Origin of the sequence: Leptospira harrisiae (assembly GCF_002811945.1) — a bacterium.
Taxonomy (GTDB): domain Bacteria; phylum Spirochaetota; class Leptospiria; order Leptospirales; family Leptospiraceae; genus Leptospira_A; species Leptospira_A harrisiae.
The window spans coordinates 1-14560 of the sequence record NZ_NPDX01000003.1; the positions used below are offsets into that span (position 1 = coordinate 1).

At 34.6% G+C, this 14560-nt stretch carries 18 protein-coding genes and 1 pseudogene; 11 read left to right on the top strand and 8 right to left on the bottom strand.

All coding sequences use genetic code 11. From position 1 onward, the window contains the following. The 5 genes and pseudogenes from CH364_RS18750 to CH364_RS11765 form a co-directional block, all read left to right on the top strand. A pseudogene (locus CH364_RS18750) lies at positions 1-200 on the top strand (hypothetical protein); the annotation flags it as partial. 83 nt (positions 201-283) lie between these two features. After that, positions 284-895 (top strand): hypothetical protein, encoded by a 612-nt coding sequence (locus CH364_RS11750; protein ID WP_100744688.1) that lies wholly within the window; start codon positions 284-286, stop codon positions 893-895. Between the two features lie 629 nt (positions 896-1524). Next, positions 1525-2301 (top strand): PhzF family phenazine biosynthesis protein, encoded by a 777-nt coding sequence (locus tag CH364_RS11755; protein ID WP_100744686.1) that lies wholly within the window; start codon positions 1525-1527, stop codon positions 2299-2301. 917 nt (positions 2302-3218) lie between these two features. After that, positions 3219-3782, top strand: coding sequence for a DUF4256 domain-containing protein (locus tag CH364_RS11760; protein ID WP_100744685.1), 564 nt, complete (start codon positions 3219-3221; stop codon positions 3780-3782). Positions 3783-4023: 241 nt separating this feature from the next. Beyond that, positions 4024-4677 (top strand): SOS response-associated peptidase family protein, encoded by a 654-nt coding sequence (locus tag CH364_RS11765; protein ID WP_100744684.1) that lies wholly within the window; start codon positions 4024-4026, stop codon positions 4675-4677. On the opposite strand, the gene CH364_RS11770 is transcribed toward CH364_RS11765, so the two are convergent. Beyond that, a complete protein-coding gene (locus CH364_RS11770) occupies positions 4678-5289 on the bottom strand; it encodes a glutathione S-transferase family protein (protein ID WP_100744683.1) in 612 nt (203 codons plus the stop codon). It abuts the gene before it with no gap. Positions 5290-5424: 135 nt separating this feature from the next. Next, entirely contained in the window at positions 5425-5862 is a 438-nt protein-coding gene (locus tag CH364_RS11775) for a MarR family winged helix-turn-helix transcriptional regulator (protein WP_100744682.1), read from the bottom strand. A gap of 110 nt (positions 5863-5972) precedes the next feature. On the opposite strand from CH364_RS11775, the gene CH364_RS11780 reads away from it, so the two are divergent. Further along, positions 5973-6362 carry a DoxX family membrane protein gene (locus CH364_RS11780; RefSeq protein ID WP_100744681.1) on the top strand — a complete coding sequence of 130 codons (390 nt, stop codon included), beginning with the start codon at positions 5973-5975 and terminating at the stop codon, positions 6360-6362. A 150-nt stretch (positions 6363-6512) separates the two neighbouring features. On the opposite strand, the gene CH364_RS11785 is transcribed toward CH364_RS11780, so the two are convergent. The 4 genes from CH364_RS11785 to CH364_RS11800 form a co-directional block, all read right to left on the bottom strand. Beyond that, a complete protein-coding gene (locus tag CH364_RS11785; protein ID WP_100744680.1) occupies positions 6513-7097 on the bottom strand; it encodes a putative antibiotic biosynthesis monooxygenase in 585 nt (194 codons plus the stop codon). Between the two features lie 110 nt (positions 7098-7207). Beyond that, positions 7208-7678: an SRPBCC family protein gene (locus CH364_RS11790; protein WP_100744679.1), complete on the bottom strand. Its 471-nt coding sequence runs from the start codon at positions 7676-7678 to the stop codon at positions 7208-7210. 46 nt (positions 7679-7724) lie between these two features. Continuing rightward, positions 7725-8204 carry an SRPBCC family protein gene (locus CH364_RS11795; RefSeq protein WP_100744678.1) on the bottom strand — a complete coding sequence of 160 codons (480 nt, stop codon included), beginning with the start codon at positions 8202-8204 and terminating at the stop codon, positions 7725-7727. After that, on the bottom strand, positions 8167-8547 hold the full coding sequence (locus CH364_RS11800) for an ArsR/SmtB family transcription factor (RefSeq protein ID WP_100744677.1): 381 nt from the start codon (positions 8545-8547) through the stop codon (positions 8167-8169). Before CH364_RS11800 ends, CH364_RS11795 begins: the two co-directional genes overlap by 38 nt. 223 nt (positions 8548-8770) lie before the next feature. Here CH364_RS11800 and CH364_RS11805 point away from each other — a divergent pair, with 223 nt between their 5' ends. Together CH364_RS11805 and CH364_RS11810 are read left to right on the top strand one after the other, a co-directional pair. Then, the gene (locus CH364_RS11805; protein WP_100744676.1) at positions 8771-9097 is read left to right on the top strand and encodes a DMT family transporter; all 327 of its coding nucleotides are present in this window, start codon (positions 8771-8773) and stop codon (positions 9095-9097) included. A 9-nt stretch (positions 9098-9106) separates the two neighbouring features. Further along, entirely contained in the window at positions 9107-9637 is a 531-nt protein-coding gene (locus tag CH364_RS11810; protein ID WP_100744675.1) for a MepB family protein, read from the top strand. Here the strand turns inward: CH364_RS11810 and CH364_RS11815 are convergent. Continuing rightward, entirely contained in the window at positions 9617-10441 is an 825-nt protein-coding gene (locus CH364_RS11815) for a helix-turn-helix domain-containing protein (RefSeq protein ID WP_125178704.1), read from the bottom strand. The genes CH364_RS11810 and CH364_RS11815 overlap by 21 nt on opposite strands. Before the next feature lie 90 nt (positions 10442-10531). Here CH364_RS11815 and CH364_RS11820 point away from each other — a divergent pair, with 90 nt between their 5' ends. Together CH364_RS11820 and CH364_RS11825 are read left to right on the top strand one after the other, a co-directional pair. Then, complete coding sequence (locus CH364_RS11820; RefSeq protein WP_100744674.1) at positions 10532-10972, top strand: LIC_13387 family protein; 441 nt, start codon at positions 10532-10534, stop codon at positions 10970-10972. An 80-nt stretch (positions 10973-11052) separates the two neighbouring features. Continuing rightward, entirely contained in the window at positions 11053-11883 is an 831-nt protein-coding gene (locus tag CH364_RS11825) for an acyl-CoA thioesterase (protein ID WP_100744673.1), read from the top strand. On the opposite strand, the gene CH364_RS11830 is transcribed toward CH364_RS11825, so the two are convergent. Next, entirely contained in the window at positions 11873-12604 is a 732-nt protein-coding gene (locus tag CH364_RS11830) for a pseudouridine synthase (RefSeq protein ID WP_100744672.1), read from the bottom strand. The genes CH364_RS11825 and CH364_RS11830 overlap by 11 nt on opposite strands. A gap of 118 nt (positions 12605-12722) precedes the next feature. Between CH364_RS11830 and CH364_RS11835 the strand changes: the two genes are divergently transcribed. Then, on the top strand, positions 12723-14525 hold the full coding sequence (locus CH364_RS11835; RefSeq protein WP_100744829.1) for an ABC transporter ATP-binding protein: 1803 nt from the start codon (positions 12723-12725) through the stop codon (positions 14523-14525). The last annotated feature ends 35 nt before the right edge of the window (positions 14526-14560 follow it).

The following is a 14560-nucleotide window of genomic DNA, read 5'->3' on the forward strand; positions in this document are numbered from 1 at the left end:
AATATTACTTTCTTTCCTATCTAGTTTTCCTATTCTTTATTGAATTTCTTAAAAACGAAATCCCTTATATTTCCACATTTACAAATAACTTAAATTCTCATGATAAAACTATGCAAAATTCTTGGTCAGGATTTTCATTCTCTCAAATACAATCTTTATTATTTGGAATCTTATTTTTATTCAAAAGTTATAAAAAATAAATCACTATATCAAAACTAACTCTATTTTTGAATACCATAAATATTCAAATTGACAATAAATATAAACACTAGCAAGTTATGTTATGCGTTATATTCTATTTTTTTCATTAATAATTTGCTTTAGCTGTAAAACAAATGACTCTATTGAAGAGGTTCCTTTAGCAGCCCTTTCGATCTTAACAATACAGAACTCTGATTCAGGTATTTACATTTATTCGCTAGGTTCTCCAATAAATGCAGTGTTCGGAGATCGCTCCACAACAGATACATTATGTACTAATCGTAAATCTGATCCTTCTCTCGCTTCACGAATAAAAGGAAATAATTCAAAAGCTTTTGTTTCTTATTCAAGTTCTGATGAAATTAGAGATTTTCCTGAAAACTATTCCCTTCCTGTGAATTTACCTATTCGTGCTCCAAACAATGTAATAATTGCAAATAACTGGCGTGATTTTATGGATGGAGATTTAGCCATCACTATGACGGCTGCCAATATAATACGAGATTCGTCCGTTTCGAGAATTTGGACTTTTTCAAATCTAAATGGAGCGTTTAATATTACTTTTAATTGCGGCGCAGGCACTTCTACAGTTGGAAACGGTGCGTACTGGAATATGTCTACTTTAGTATATACAATGGACGTGCAGCTATGTACAAATACAACTTCTCTTGAATTATTATGCTTATCCTATTAATCTAAAGCTTTATTTCGTCACTTCGCATAACAGCGGCGAATCGCTTCGGCACTTGAGGCCTCGCTCGGTCTGCGACACATAGGCTTCTGGCACTCCTCTTGCTTTCGCAAGCATCGTTCCAGTCCCTAGCGTCCCGTTCGGGACTCAGGGTCGGGGAACGTCGTCTCCGCTAGTTCGTTATACGAAATTGCTGCAATGTATGCCTCAGGACATGGGTAACACTTTTGTAGCAAGACATAGTGTCGGCGGCCTCGAATACGTGGTCATGTACTTTCTCGCTTACCTAAGACTGATGCCAACGGACGCTTGCTACGCGCTTCGCCTCGCTTGACTACTATATTTGGTTCGTATTTTTTTTGCGTTACATTTCATAAGGAACCTAGGCGCTGGGTCATTCAGGATACATTCTGTGGTCGGCATAATATTGCTCGACGTCAGTCTTGTCGCAAGGTTGATGTTGAGTATGTTCAAGCGTAGCAGATTGTCACGCTTTACCTCAATAAACTGAATGTCCGCATCTGTATCGGCACTATTCATTATGAATTCTGAAATTGAAATTGAATTTGACTTTTGGAATACACAGATTGGGCATATATTTTGGTTAAGTCAATTTTAACAGGTGGCTGAAGATGAGTAGCGTTTGGTGGGTGAATACTTTTGTTGGTCAAGAAGCTGGGGGAAATCCAACATGCGTGATACTTGATGATTTTGACGAAGTTACGCGTAGTCGGGCCTCTGTGGCCCGTGCGCTTAGGGCGCCTGATACTGCTTTCATAAAGAGAGCCTCTGCTGGCCTCACGATAAAATTTTTCTCGCCTTTGGAAGGAGAAATGTCTTTTTGCGGTCAAGGTTTCATTGCCGCCGATGCAGTGTTGCGTCAAGCGACAAAGGTTGCTGGGCCAATTGAATTTCTAACGACGGATGGCAATGTCCGGACTTTTGCGGAACCGGGCGATGGCGCACTGTCTTGGTTTGAAATTTTGAAGAGTCAAATTCGAATAGATTCCGGACCACGGCATTTGGGACACATAGTCGATAGCGGTCGCCGCCGCGCTTTTCTCCAAGTAGACAGTGCTGAGCTTGAGAATTTAAACCTCGATTCAAGCGAAGTAATTCGCACCTGTACCGAATATAACATTAAGGGGTTATGTTTTTATGCATATGAGAGGCGTGATGTTCTGCGCCTCCGCGTGTTTACAGTTTCCCTAGGCGGCAGGGAAGATATTTCTACTGGCGGTGCGGTTGCTGGTCTAGCCCCATTGATACCATCCGGAAAATGGCTTGTCCAGCAAGGTTCGGGACATTTTCTTAATCGCGGTGAATTGAGACTCAATAATAATATTGAAACTGATAGTATCTCAGTCGGGGGGTGCGTCGAATTTGTAGCCCAAGGTAATCTCCTCTAAGTCCGATGCATGAAAAATCTGCGCAATTACTTTAAACAAAAAATTCTACGCACTGCGAGCGAGCTGCTACGATCACATTTTTGTAGTGAATTATATTTACAAATTAATCAATTGACACAGGCGTCAAAAAAACGCCATCGCATATCCCAACTTATACGTCATTGCTGCTAGAATATTCGTAGGTTCCTCGACAGTTTTAAGAGTGTGGAGTACATCGAATGGAAAAACTTTTATTCTGTGATTTTGAATAATGTAATTTCAGGATCGGTTCTAGTCGTCCAGAATCCTACACTGGTTAATTCATTGTCCCCTTCATCTTCATTGCCCGGAATTCATTCGGAGTTCTAAAAATAAAAATCGAAGAATCGCGGAAGAGGTCCTATTCATCGTCAAGAATTAAAATGGTAAAGATGCCGCAACTTCGTATAACATCCGCTAACCACTTCGCTTCGGCACTGCCGGCCTCGCTTGGCCTGCGGCACATTCCCCTTCTGGCACTCGCTTGCATACGCAAGCTACGTGACCAGTCCCTAACGTCCCGAAATGTAATTAAACAGAAATGCAACCTTTAAATTTTAAATATCAACTTACGTAGAAATTCTTAGAAATTTGATACCCCTTTTACCTTGCACCTATAAATAATCAGTTTAAAAAAAAAGAAACTAACACTTTAGAATCATCGCAAATCAAGAAAATTTGCCTTTTATATATTTTTATAAACTCAGACCTACGTCTCTTTTATAAACTAAATTTTTAAGAAAAAAATGCAACGATCCAAATGATATTAATTAAAAGCACTATTATAAAACAAAAATAAATTGAAATACTAATTGCAAAATTTACCAAGTTACCCAAAATTTTAAGCCATATAAATCTCATCAGAGAAAATCGATTAAATGAAGAAGGATTTTAGGCCAATGAGTACCAAACGAAGTTTATCTCAACAACAAATAAAAGACATACTCTCAGTTCTAAAAAACAGGTTTGGAAAAAACATGAATCGTCACCTCAACTTGGAATGGAAGAAATTACAAAAAAAATTGGAAACTAACATCGAAAAACTTTGGTCACTTCATGAAATGGAAAGAACAGGTGGTGAACCCGATGTAATCAGATATGATCAAAAAACAAAAGAATACATATTCTATGACTGTTCCCCTGAATCACCGAAAGAAAGAAGAAGTCTTTGTTATGACCAAAAGGCATTGGAATCAAGAAAAGAGAACAAACCCAAAAATGGTGCTCTTGAAATGGCAAATGCAATGGGCATCAATTTACTTTCGGAAGAGCAATATAGAGAATTACAATCTTTTGGAAACTTTGACACAAAAACATCAAGCTGGATCTTAACTCCAACTAAAATTAGAGAATTAGGTGGAGCACTATTTGCAGATTTCCGTTATGATGAGGTATTCATTTATCACAATGGAGCTGAATCATACTACGCGGTAAGAGGATTTCGCGGATCTCTTCGGGTATGAAGACAAAACAAAAAGTCAAAAAAAGCGGAAACAGCCTGCGCTATTATTCAAATATCCTATTTTAGCAGTTGTGCTAATAACACAAATAAACCTTCTTATTGTTCATCATTGTTTGGAGAATGTACTTTAGCTTGTGCTTTAACAGTCTCAGTTTTTGCAATTGGGTGTGGGTTATGAAAAAAAATGAAACATTGTATAATTTTAGTTTCACAGCGAAAAAAAATCAAATAAACTTGATTCCATGTCAAATTTGTTCATAAATAGGTTGGCCCCAATTGAGGATTATAAGCGGAGATGGGAAAACTTTATACCATCTAACCTAGATTACGAGAAAACGTTTAGAGAAAATAGTCAAATTGGATTGGCGATAAAACCAAATGATACTCTTTGGTATATCAGAGAAATTGAAAATAAGATTTCCCTTTCAACAGGAAAATGGGGAACAAAACAGGCATTTGCCAATCGTTTAATCACAACCACTCAATCGGAACATTTATTCTCTTCAGCCTTTTGGAAAAAATATTCAGCAAATCGATGTTTGATTCCTGTTTTTGCATATTTTGAATGGCAAATGCAAATGACTGGTAAAAAACATAAGTTCAAAATTGAATTTAAGGATAAAAATTCCTTTTTTGGAGGAATATGGGGACCAATGCAGGAGAGCACGACTTGGGTAACGATTCTTACGCAAGAGGCAAATGAGAAAACCGCAGAAATCCATAATTCTGGCGATAATAAGCATAGACAACCAATTGTGATACGGAACGAAAATCAAAACTCGTGGTTAAATACAAAAGTAATTTCTGAGTCAGATACAAAAAATTTGATTACTCAGTTTCAACAAACTGAAATAATTACAGAAGATTTAGACCACGAACAGACTTTATTTGACTAATCATAAAACATCTAGTTCAATACCTGGCATAGGTATATAACCTGGTAAACTTTCTATACGATGTAACCATTTTTTTATATTTTTATATTCTGTTAGATCAACTTTGCCTTGGTGACTCAATGCTATATAAGGATACATTGCTATATCAGCAATACTTAAAGAGTCCGTTGCTATCCAAAGTCTCGAAGTTAACTTTTTATCTAATAGAGAAAGAAGATTTTCAGTAACTTGTTTTGTTTCTTCTAAATTGATGGTACGTCCCAATAAATAGTGCACCCTTAATGCCCCAGGTCCACGAGAAACTTCATTTGCAGCAGTTGAGAGCCAAGCAACGATCTCAGCTGACTTTGCGGGGTCATTAGGAAACCAATGTTCCTCTCCGTATGCACGAGCTAAATAAACTAAAATTGCCTGGCTATCTCTTAGAATTATATTATTATCTTTAAGAACGGGAACTTGGCCAAAAGGATTTAATTCTAGGAAGTTTTCAGACTTATGTATTTTATCCGCAGGATTTAAGCTTCTGCTTTCATACTGAAGATTCAAAAATGATAACAGTAACCTAATTTTGTAGCTATTTCCGGACATTGTAAATTCGAATAATTCAATCATAACCTTTTCTATACCAAGCTAACGTAAGAGCTAGCAATGTTTTTTTTAGATAAATAGTTTTCTAAAATTTTAAATCAAAAACAAACACTTCTATATAATTAGATAAATTCTTCATCACTAAGTTTAAAAAGTAATTTATTTCTTTACCTCATCGCCAAATATTATTCTGAATTCTTTCAATAAAATCAAAAATGTTTTTCTATTTTTCACAGACATTGCGCTCAATATAAGATCAAAATGGCTTAAAATTCTTTTTGGTAATATCTTTTCTAATGATTTACCTTTTACAGTGAGACTAATCAGAGTTGATCTTTTGTCAAGTTTCGATATTTCCACTTGAATCAGACCCGCACCTTCCATTCGGCTAATCATTTTCGATGCGGATGGTGCATCTTGTAGTGTTAATTCAATGATTTGTTTTTGACTCAATTTACCTTTTTGCCAAAGCATCGCCAATACCTGCCACTGTTCAGGTGACAATTTAAAATCTCTGAGACAACGGATCAGTTCTCTTCGAAAAAGAAGGGCAACCCGATTCAAATTAAACCCAATTTGGTCATCTAATAAAAACATATTATTTCGCTCATTTTATGTTAAGCAAATTTAGTTGTCCAGACAAATTTACAGTGACAAAAATTTATTGTCTAAAAATAATTGTTCTGACAACTATTTTGGAGTATTTTATGAAACAAATTGATATGGTTTTAAGAGTGTTACTCGGAACAGTTTTTATCTTATTCGGGTTTAATAAATTCTATGTTTACATGCCCACTCCACCGATGACACCAAATGCTGCAAATTTTATTGCTGCTATCATCAGTACCGGATATTTATGGGAGTTAGTTGGAGTATTGGAAATTTCGGGTGGTATTCTGGTTATCTGTAGAAAAACAACTGTCATTGGATTAATCATTTTAACTCCAATTATCATTAATATTATTTTATATTTAGGATTTTTACAATATAGTATTGGACCTGCCCCATTTCTGATGATTTTCTTTTTGCTATTAAGTTGCATTACCTTAGCATGGAAACGTAAAGCGAAGTGGGAAAAATTATTTCAGCTTAGGTGAAAATGTTAATTCATCAATTCGTTGCTCATGATTTTCAGTTGAAGTAACAAAAAAGAACATTTGAATCTGGATCGAAACAACCTGGAAGATTAAGACACAAACTAAATTTGATAATCAGGAATACTTATTACGATTTTAGTTTGTGAAAAATTAATCTCGTTTATATAACCAAGTTTTTATCAAACTTGTATACTTGGGCATAATCACAAAAACCATTAAAAATACAATGGTCGCTGAAATAAAAAAAGAATCAATGAGTCTATTTTCGGGGAGACCAAGATTACGTAGAATCGGAATAATAATAATCGGAACTAAATTAACCAAAGGAAAAATTGCAGAAAAAGTTACACAAAATTGTTTCCAGCGTAACGGAGGTTGAATGGACTGATTCTCAAAAGAGAATAAAAAATCAAGGCCAGATTTAGTTGCATATTGGTCGCCATTATCAAGAGAATTACTTATTTCCTGAATTAGCTGGCTTCTATTTACAGAATTCATCCAGTTATTTAAATTTTCTTCAGAATCAAACCTAATTATAAAAGTATAAGTTGTAGTAAGATTCGGAATTGGTTTGATAACCTGCCAATCCAAGTGGCCAACTGCAGCTTTGCAATATTCTGATATAATATTTAGCCAAGCTTCATATTTATTTTCCTCACCCTTCAAAACACGATGTGAAATTATAGCTGTGGCTCCATAAACATTCATTGCTGATAAGTTTACTTTTGAATTCATTAAACGTTAAATTGAAATACGATGCTTAACCGTCAAGATTAACTTAAAATCTAAAATTAGCCCTTTAAATAAAATTAAAAGGCTAATTTGTAAAAAAAAATTTGGTCACATCAATTGATATCGTCTATCTTAATATCATTTGGTGCTGGTCTACCAACTCCTTTTTCTATGGAATCTTTTAAACTTAATAAAAAAGTTGCCCATTTCATACTGCAATGAGCAGTAAATTCTGACTCTTTTTTCCAATCTTGATGCCTAAAATAGACAATTGTCATACTTCCTGCCTCTGACTCTTTACCCGAATTCAATTGAAAATCAATGTGTGAACCAATCCAATCTTCTGGGCCAGAAACACACTCCCATAACACACGTTTTGTTTCCATTTCTCTAACTTTCATTTCCATTGGATTTCCATGTCCAAATCCAAAAAAAATAGAATCTCCAACTGCAGACACCCCAGAAGTAAAATTTCCATCAACTTCATTTGTCCACCATTTTGATAAACCTGTTTTAGTTGTCAAAGCTTGCCTTACTTCTATTTCAGATGCTCTGACTCCTACTTTGTGATAAATTCCGTTCATAAGGTTCTCCTTTATATTTATAAAATTTTAAAACTACTGCTTTGTTTTAATCTTTTTGTTTTTCTCCCAGCCACTGTTCTAGGCCTTCAAGTATAGAGGTCCAACCATGGTTATGCATTTTGATTTGAATATCAGTGATTAGTTCCTCCTGAATGAGAGTAACTAAAGTTTGGATTTTTGGTTTAGAACCCTTGGTGTTTTCCGTGGAACCATCTTTAATTTCGATAAAAGTAATCGTAACAAGAGTATCTCTATTTTCCGTTGCCTGTGAACGCCAGGTGAATACAAGTTTTGTCGGTTCCTCAATGGTAATGTATTCTCCTTCGTGTGGCAGAATTTTTCCATCTAGTGACATATTGATTAAAAACTTTCCGCCAGGTTTCGAATCCATCGAAACTGATTCAATACCGATTCCATCTCCAGATAAAAACCAATTTGCAAAATCTTCTGCATTAAGCCATGCTCGAAAAAGTTTTGATGGATCTGCATTAATTTTTTTTTCGATTTTTAATACCTTTGGATTCATTTTCCTTCTCCTCAATAAATGCTTCTAACTTGACTAATTTGTTTGTCCAAAACTCTTGATGGTATGCAATCCAATCGGTTGCTTCCGAAAGAGTTTGTTTCTGTAATTCCAAACGAAAACTTCGGCCATCTTCAGGTGCTCTTACTTTCCTAATGAGTTGTGCTTCCGTTAACACTTCAATATGTTTAGCAACTCCTGCAAATGACATAGCAAAGGGCTCTGCAATTTCAGAAATGCTTAGTGGACCTTTCCGAAGCCGAGTCAACATTTGCCTTCTAGAATGGTCAGCAAGTGCTGCAAAAACTCGATCTAAAACCTGTTCCTTCTTCTTTAATTCAACCATTTAGTTGAATAAGATGATATCCATTTTTTTAGTCAATTATTAAACCAAATAGTTGAATAAATTTTAGCCAAAATACAAAATAAAACCGAGGTTTCACTGCCCAAGATTGTTTCTTAAATAAACAATGTCGTGATACAAACTACACCTACTTATCTCAATTCGTTCATTCATATGGTGTTTACAACCAAAGTCGTGTGGCGAGGATATCCTTTCGGGAGTGAATATGAGTTGGATTTTACTTTTAATTGCAGGTCTTTTTGAAGTTTTATTTGCATTTTGTTTAGGAAAAACAAAAGACACTATCGGAACAGAAACCTACTTTTGGTATTTGGGTTTTCTAATTTCGCTAATCATCAGCATGGGTTTACTCATTAAAGTAACTCAAACGTTACCGATAGGAACTAGTTATGCAGTATGGACTGGAATTGGTGCCATAGGAACAGTAGTGATTGGAATTCTATTTTTCAAAGAGCCAATGGAATTTTGGAGATTGTTTTTCCTTTTTACATTAGTTTTATCTGTTGTTGGTTTAAAATTTGTTTCTCACTAATTGTAAACTATGAAACAATCCTCCTCACTTGAAAATACAAGCCAGCCATTTTTAAATAATATTCAAAGGTGTTTATTTGATCCTCTGAAATTAATCATCCAAGATGTCAGCTTAGAAAAAGAAAGCGGCGAATACAATGCCTGCCACTTTCGTTGTAAAAAAATACTTTTCTCTTTTAGAAAGGCAAAAGTCACTCCGAAAAAAATTGGGCAATTTGTAACTTTATGGAAACGAAGTGTAAAAGGTCCGATAGAACCTTATCGCTTTAATGACAAAATGGATATATACATTATAGAAACATCATATAAAAATCGAATTGGTCATTTTCTTTTTACCAAAGACATATTAAATGAACACGGAATCCTTTTGGGAAAATTTGAAGGCAAAAGAGGATTTAGAGTTTATCCTTCGTGGGATAAACCAAATAACAAACAAGGAACTGCCACACAAAAATGGCAGCTCCCCTTTTTTATTGAATCAACTGATGATAAAGTTAATTTGGCAGCTTTGAAAATTCAATTAGAGGTTTTTATAAAATAATTTACCAAATTGATTCTCCTTCGCACTAAATTGACTGGGGCTATGGCCAGTGTATTTTTTAAATTCTTTAATAAAATGCGACTGATCGTAGTATAAATCTAACAAACCAAGTTTCTGAAAATGAAGGATGTCTGTTTTCGCCCATGATTTGTAAATTGATTGAAATCTCTCAATGGATGAAATCAACTTTGGTGAAACTCCGACATAAGACTGAAACAATTTGTCAATATAACGTTTAGTGTATCCTATATCATCAAAAATATCCTGTATGGAATACTGCCCTTTTTGTAACTGTATTTGACCAACTACATAATTCACGATTCGATTTTCTCTACTTAATATTTTTTTTGAGTGGATTAAGAATTCTTGAATACAATCAGAAATCCAATATGGATCGTTACTGTTACTAATTCTTTCTTCTAAATCGTTTGCTGATTTTCCATAAATATCGGAGAAATATATTATCTTATTGGTTGATTCATATAATGGAAATGGAAAGATTTGATAACCACCCGTAGTGGTCAATCGGAGGATAAGTGTATTGATTTGATTTTCTGATGACCGAATTGAAACTGGATGATCCCATATTCCAGTTACCAAAATCTTAGATATTGGGTATTCTCTTGTTAAGTCAAATTCCTCTGTCTTTAGTTTTCCACAAACAGGAACGATCAACTTTGCGCTACTGTGTGGGACAACAATTGAACTATCAGAGCTTGGAATGCCGATCCCACTTTCAAACCACCAGATACTTTCGATAATCTGAGTCAGCTCCGGTCTTATTTTAAGAGAAATTAATTTCAATGATTAGTTCCCTTTTTTACAATACTTTTCTTCATTTATATTGTAAATTAAAAACATAATACAAACATTTCAATTCAAAGGAGATAATAAATGAAATCTAAATGGAGACTTTACACTGCAGTAGGATTAATGATTTTTTTTCTTATTGGTCATACAATCGGCAGCCTTACTCGGAAGGATTTAAAATTAGAAAACTCAATTCAAACCCTGCATGCTATGGAAACAACACTTGTCGAACTCCCTGGTGGATTATCCGATCATACAGTTGACGAATTTTATCAAGGTATGAGTCTTTCATTGGATATTTCTATCCTACTCGTCATCAGTATTTTAACAATTTGTTTAACTGATGGGCAACTACCGGTTCGGTCCAAAAGTCGAATTTTATTATTTGCATTTCTTTGGACTATAAGCGTTTCGATTTTAAGTTTTCGTTATATCTTTCCGGTACCAGCTTTTACTTGTCTTTTCACCGCAATACTATTGGCAATGGAGTGGTATATAGTTTACTTTAAATCTGAAAGGATTTAACAATTCTATTTACTATGAAAATGGTAAATATATACAGGAATTTTTCTTTACCTTTCTCTTAAAATAAAAAGAAAGGAGGAATGAGTCAAATTTTTCGTAAAACCTTAATCACTCGACACTTTGATCTGGACTGGAACCGCCACGTCACAAGTAGGACATATGAAAAATTTGGATATGATGCTAGATGTGAGGCTTTAAAAAATCTAGGATTTTCAATAGAACAAATGTTAAACACGAACATTAGTTATATTCCAGGTTCCACGTATGTACGTTTTCTAGACCAACAATTTGCAAACGCTGAGATTACAGTAGAATCTCAAGTTTATAAATTGGAAGATGGAACACTCCTATGGAAACAATCCATTTTTGGACCTGAGGGAAAAAAGGCCTGTGAATTAGAAACAACATCGCGGTTGGTTCAGGACGGAAGGAACATACAAATTTCTGAGATTCCAAATATAAATATTTCTCCTTATACATTTACCATACATCCAAAACCTAACGCACAAAATACCGTCGAACATGATTACTACATTCCATTTAGTGATATGAATTGTTTTTGGAGTTTACCATCTGATTCGATTTGGAAAATTTTCGAAGAAGGAAGGTTTTTATTTTTTAAAGAAATTGTAGATTTAAATTTAATCAAAGAAACCGACTCAACAACATTTTTTATGGGAGGCGAAATAATAATCTATAAACAACCAGAGCCAGGCACTCATGTAAAAATTTTAAGTTGGATAGAAAGTTTCGAAAAAATTCGTTTTTATTTTAGGCAAGATATAGTGGATCTTAATGGAAATTTATTAGTTAGTATGAAAGACGAACAACTGTTTGTTTCACTTTCTAGCGCAAGACCAAGAAGAGCACCTGCAGCTTTTTTTGATAAAATCGAACGATTTATTGAATGACAGGTGTTTTTTCTTTCAGTAAGGCAACTTCAGCCTCTGAAAGTTCTCTATAACTACCTAATGCAAGCGAAGGATCCAATTCCAAATTTCCCATTTTCATTCGTTTCAAATAAGTAACTTCTTTCCCTAAACTTTGAAACATCCTTCGAATTTGCCGGTATTTCCCTTCTTTCAGCCAAACAGTAACAATGGTTGGATTGGTTGGATCTGGGATGGCGAGTTTTGCTGGTAGCGTTTTGTAACCATCATCCAAAACAATACCTTTTTCAAAGTTTAGTATGTCTTCGTTTGTAACAGAATCTGAAATTTCTGCATAATATTCTTTTTCAACAAAATGTTTTGGAGAAGTATAATAATGTGCAAGAGTTCCATCGGTAGTAAATAAAAGTAAACCTTCAGTCTCTTTGTCCAATCGACCAACGGGAAATAGACTCATATTTTGATGTCTTTCCTTTAAATAATCCATCACAGTTTTTTCTCTAGGATCTTCTGTAGCTGTGATACAATCAGGGGCTTTGTTCATCATGAAGTAATAGAAATCCTTACGAGCCAAAGTTTCATCATAATAAATAACCTCATCGGTTAATGTTACCTTAAAACCAGGATCCTTTATCACAACGCCATTAACTTTAACAAGACCTTGGTGGATTTCTTTTTTGACATCCGAACGAGAACCAAGCCCGAAATTTCCCAGAACCTTATCTAAACGTTCTTTTGCCATATTCTGTTTTCAACTTCAAAATCCTAATGAGATATTGCAATCAGGAATTCAAAAAGTTAAGTAGAGTTTGAAACAAAAAAAGGTATCGAAAACAAATACCAAAAACAATCTAACTAGTATGATTGAAACGTTTCTGAGGATCTTAAAAACTTCGCGAATTGCCTTTGATTTAGCCTACAAAAGTTCCCCATTTTTGACTTTAATCATTTCCGCCTTAACCATTACCAATGGACTTTTTCCTTCCTTACTTGTTTGGATCGGAAAATTGATTATCGATTCAATTTTAATCTCACAAACTGAATCAACTCATTGGTTCGATTTGTTACAATCCGAAACCGTTCAATTGGTCTATTTAGAAGCAACACTTACTATTTTGTTTTTTGGCGCACAAAAATTATATAATATCTCGTATACACTACTTCGAATTCGATTGGGACAAGAGGTAAACGAAAGAATTTTATCAAAAGCAATTCGTTTAGAACTCACTCATTTTGAAAATTCAGAAACTTATGATAAAATGACACAAGCGAGGACAGAGGCTTCGTCAAAACCTCTATCAATGGTTACAAGATTTTTTACAATTGCTCAGTCCTTAGTTACAATTGTGAGTTTTTTTGGTTTACTTGTAAAACTCTCGCCACTTGCATCATTTATTTTAGTAATTGCAGCCATACCTTCGTTTATTGCAGAAACAAAATTCTCAAATCATAGCTTTAGACTATTTCGATGGAAAGCAAAAGAAACTAGAGAACAAGTATATTTGGAAACTTTAATGGCAAGAGAAGATAATGCCAAAGAAATTTTGCTTTTTAACTTAGGAAAAGAATTCTTAAATCGATATAAAAACAATTTCCAAAGAATTTATACAGAAGATAAAAAGCTAACAATCTATAAAGGGATATTTAGTTTTTTCCTCGGGTTACTCAGCCAATTTGCATTTTATGGTTCATATATCTGGATTGTATGTTTAGCCTTGTTACACAAAATTACATTAGGTGAGATGACAATGTATCTTGTCATCTTTAGACAAGGCCAAAGTACTTTCTCCAATGCCCTCTCTGCATTCGGCGGAATTTACGAAGACCATCTATATATCGAAAATCTAATGGAATTTTTGGACTTACCTATTCTAAAACAATATGGAAACTATCAAGGGAACCATAAAAAACAAGGCATTGTATTTGATTCAGTTTCATTTCAATATCCTGGCTCCAAAAATCCTTCGTTATCCAATGTTAGTTTTGAATTAAAACCAGAGGAAAAACTTGCCATCGTAGGTGAAAATGGATCAGGCAAAACAACACTTATCAAACTTCTGACTCGTTTATATTCGCCTACATCAGGAAAAATCTATTTAGATGGAATTAATTTAGAAGATTGGGAAGAAGAAGCATTACGAAAAAGGTTTGGCGTTATCTTTCAAAACTTTGTGCAATATCAGTTCAAAGTTGGTGAGAACATTGGAATGGGTGACGTACAAAAAAATCAATCTGAAGCAGAATGGATTCCAGCTGCAAAACTAGGAATGGCCCACGAATTTGTTACAAATTTAGAACAAGGATATGAAACGAGACTTGGTAAATGGTTTAAAGACGGACGTGAATTGTCAGGTGGGCAATGGCAAAAAGTGGCACTTTCTCGCGCTTTTATGCGGTCTAGCGCAGATATATTAATTTTAGATGAACCCACTTCTGCAATTGATGCAGAAGCTGAAATGAAAGTTTTTGAACATTTCAGAGAACATACACAAGGAAAAACGGTGATTCTAATTTCACATCGATTTTCGACAGTACGAATGGCCGATCAAATTTTAGTTTTGGAACATGGTAAAAAAACTGAATGGGGAAGCCATGAAGAACTCCTCATCAATAAAGGAAAATACGAAAAACTATTTCGATTACAACAGGCTGGATATCAATAGCGGGATTAAAATATCCGATACTATTAATGAAGGTT

Excerpts from the sequence above, each read along its gene's own strand:
- CH364_RS11750 (WP_100744688.1), top strand. The coding sequence starts at position 284 with ATGCGTTATATTCTATTTTTTTCATTAATAATTTGCTTTAGCTGTAAA.
- CH364_RS11755 (WP_100744686.1), top strand. The coding sequence starts at position 1,525 with ATGAGTAGCGTTTGGTGGGTGAATACTTTTGTTGGTCAAGAAGCTGGG.
- CH364_RS11760 (WP_100744685.1), top strand. The coding sequence starts at position 3,219 with ATGAGTACCAAACGAAGTTTATCTCAACAACAAATAAAAGACATACTC.
- CH364_RS11765 (WP_100744684.1), top strand. The coding sequence starts at position 4,024 with ATGTCAAATTTGTTCATAAATAGGTTGGCCCCAATTGAGGATTATAAG.
- CH364_RS11770 (WP_100744683.1), bottom strand. The coding sequence starts at position 5,289 with ATGATTGAATTATTCGAATTTACAATGTCCGGAAATAGCTACAAAATT.
- CH364_RS11775 (WP_100744682.1), bottom strand. The coding sequence starts at position 5,862 with ATGTTTTTATTAGATGACCAAATTGGGTTTAATTTGAATCGGGTTGCC.
- CH364_RS11780 (WP_100744681.1), top strand. The coding sequence starts at position 5,973 with ATGAAACAAATTGATATGGTTTTAAGAGTGTTACTCGGAACAGTTTTT.
- CH364_RS11785 (WP_100744680.1), bottom strand. The coding sequence starts at position 7,097 with ATGAATTCAAAAGTAAACTTATCAGCAATGAATGTTTATGGAGCCACA.
- CH364_RS11790 (WP_100744679.1), bottom strand. The coding sequence starts at position 7,678 with ATGAACGGAATTTATCACAAAGTAGGAGTCAGAGCATCTGAAATAGAA.
- CH364_RS11795 (WP_100744678.1), bottom strand. The coding sequence starts at position 8,204 with ATGAATCCAAAGGTATTAAAAATCGAAAAAAAAATTAATGCAGATCCA.
- CH364_RS11800 (WP_100744677.1), bottom strand. The coding sequence starts at position 8,547 with ATGGTTGAATTAAAGAAGAAGGAACAGGTTTTAGATCGAGTTTTTGCA.
- CH364_RS11805 (WP_100744676.1), top strand. The coding sequence starts at position 8,771 with ATGAGTTGGATTTTACTTTTAATTGCAGGTCTTTTTGAAGTTTTATTT.
- CH364_RS11810 (WP_100744675.1), top strand. The coding sequence starts at position 9,107 with ATGAAACAATCCTCCTCACTTGAAAATACAAGCCAGCCATTTTTAAAT.
- CH364_RS11820 (WP_100744674.1), top strand. The coding sequence starts at position 10,532 with ATGAAATCTAAATGGAGACTTTACACTGCAGTAGGATTAATGATTTTT.
- CH364_RS11825 (WP_100744673.1), top strand. The coding sequence starts at position 11,053 with ATGAGTCAAATTTTTCGTAAAACCTTAATCACTCGACACTTTGATCTG.
- CH364_RS11830 (WP_100744672.1), bottom strand. The coding sequence starts at position 12,604 with ATGGCAAAAGAACGTTTAGATAAGGTTCTGGGAAATTTCGGGCTTGGT.
- CH364_RS11835 (WP_100744829.1), top strand. The coding sequence starts at position 12,723 with ATGATTGAAACGTTTCTGAGGATCTTAAAAACTTCGCGAATTGCCTTT.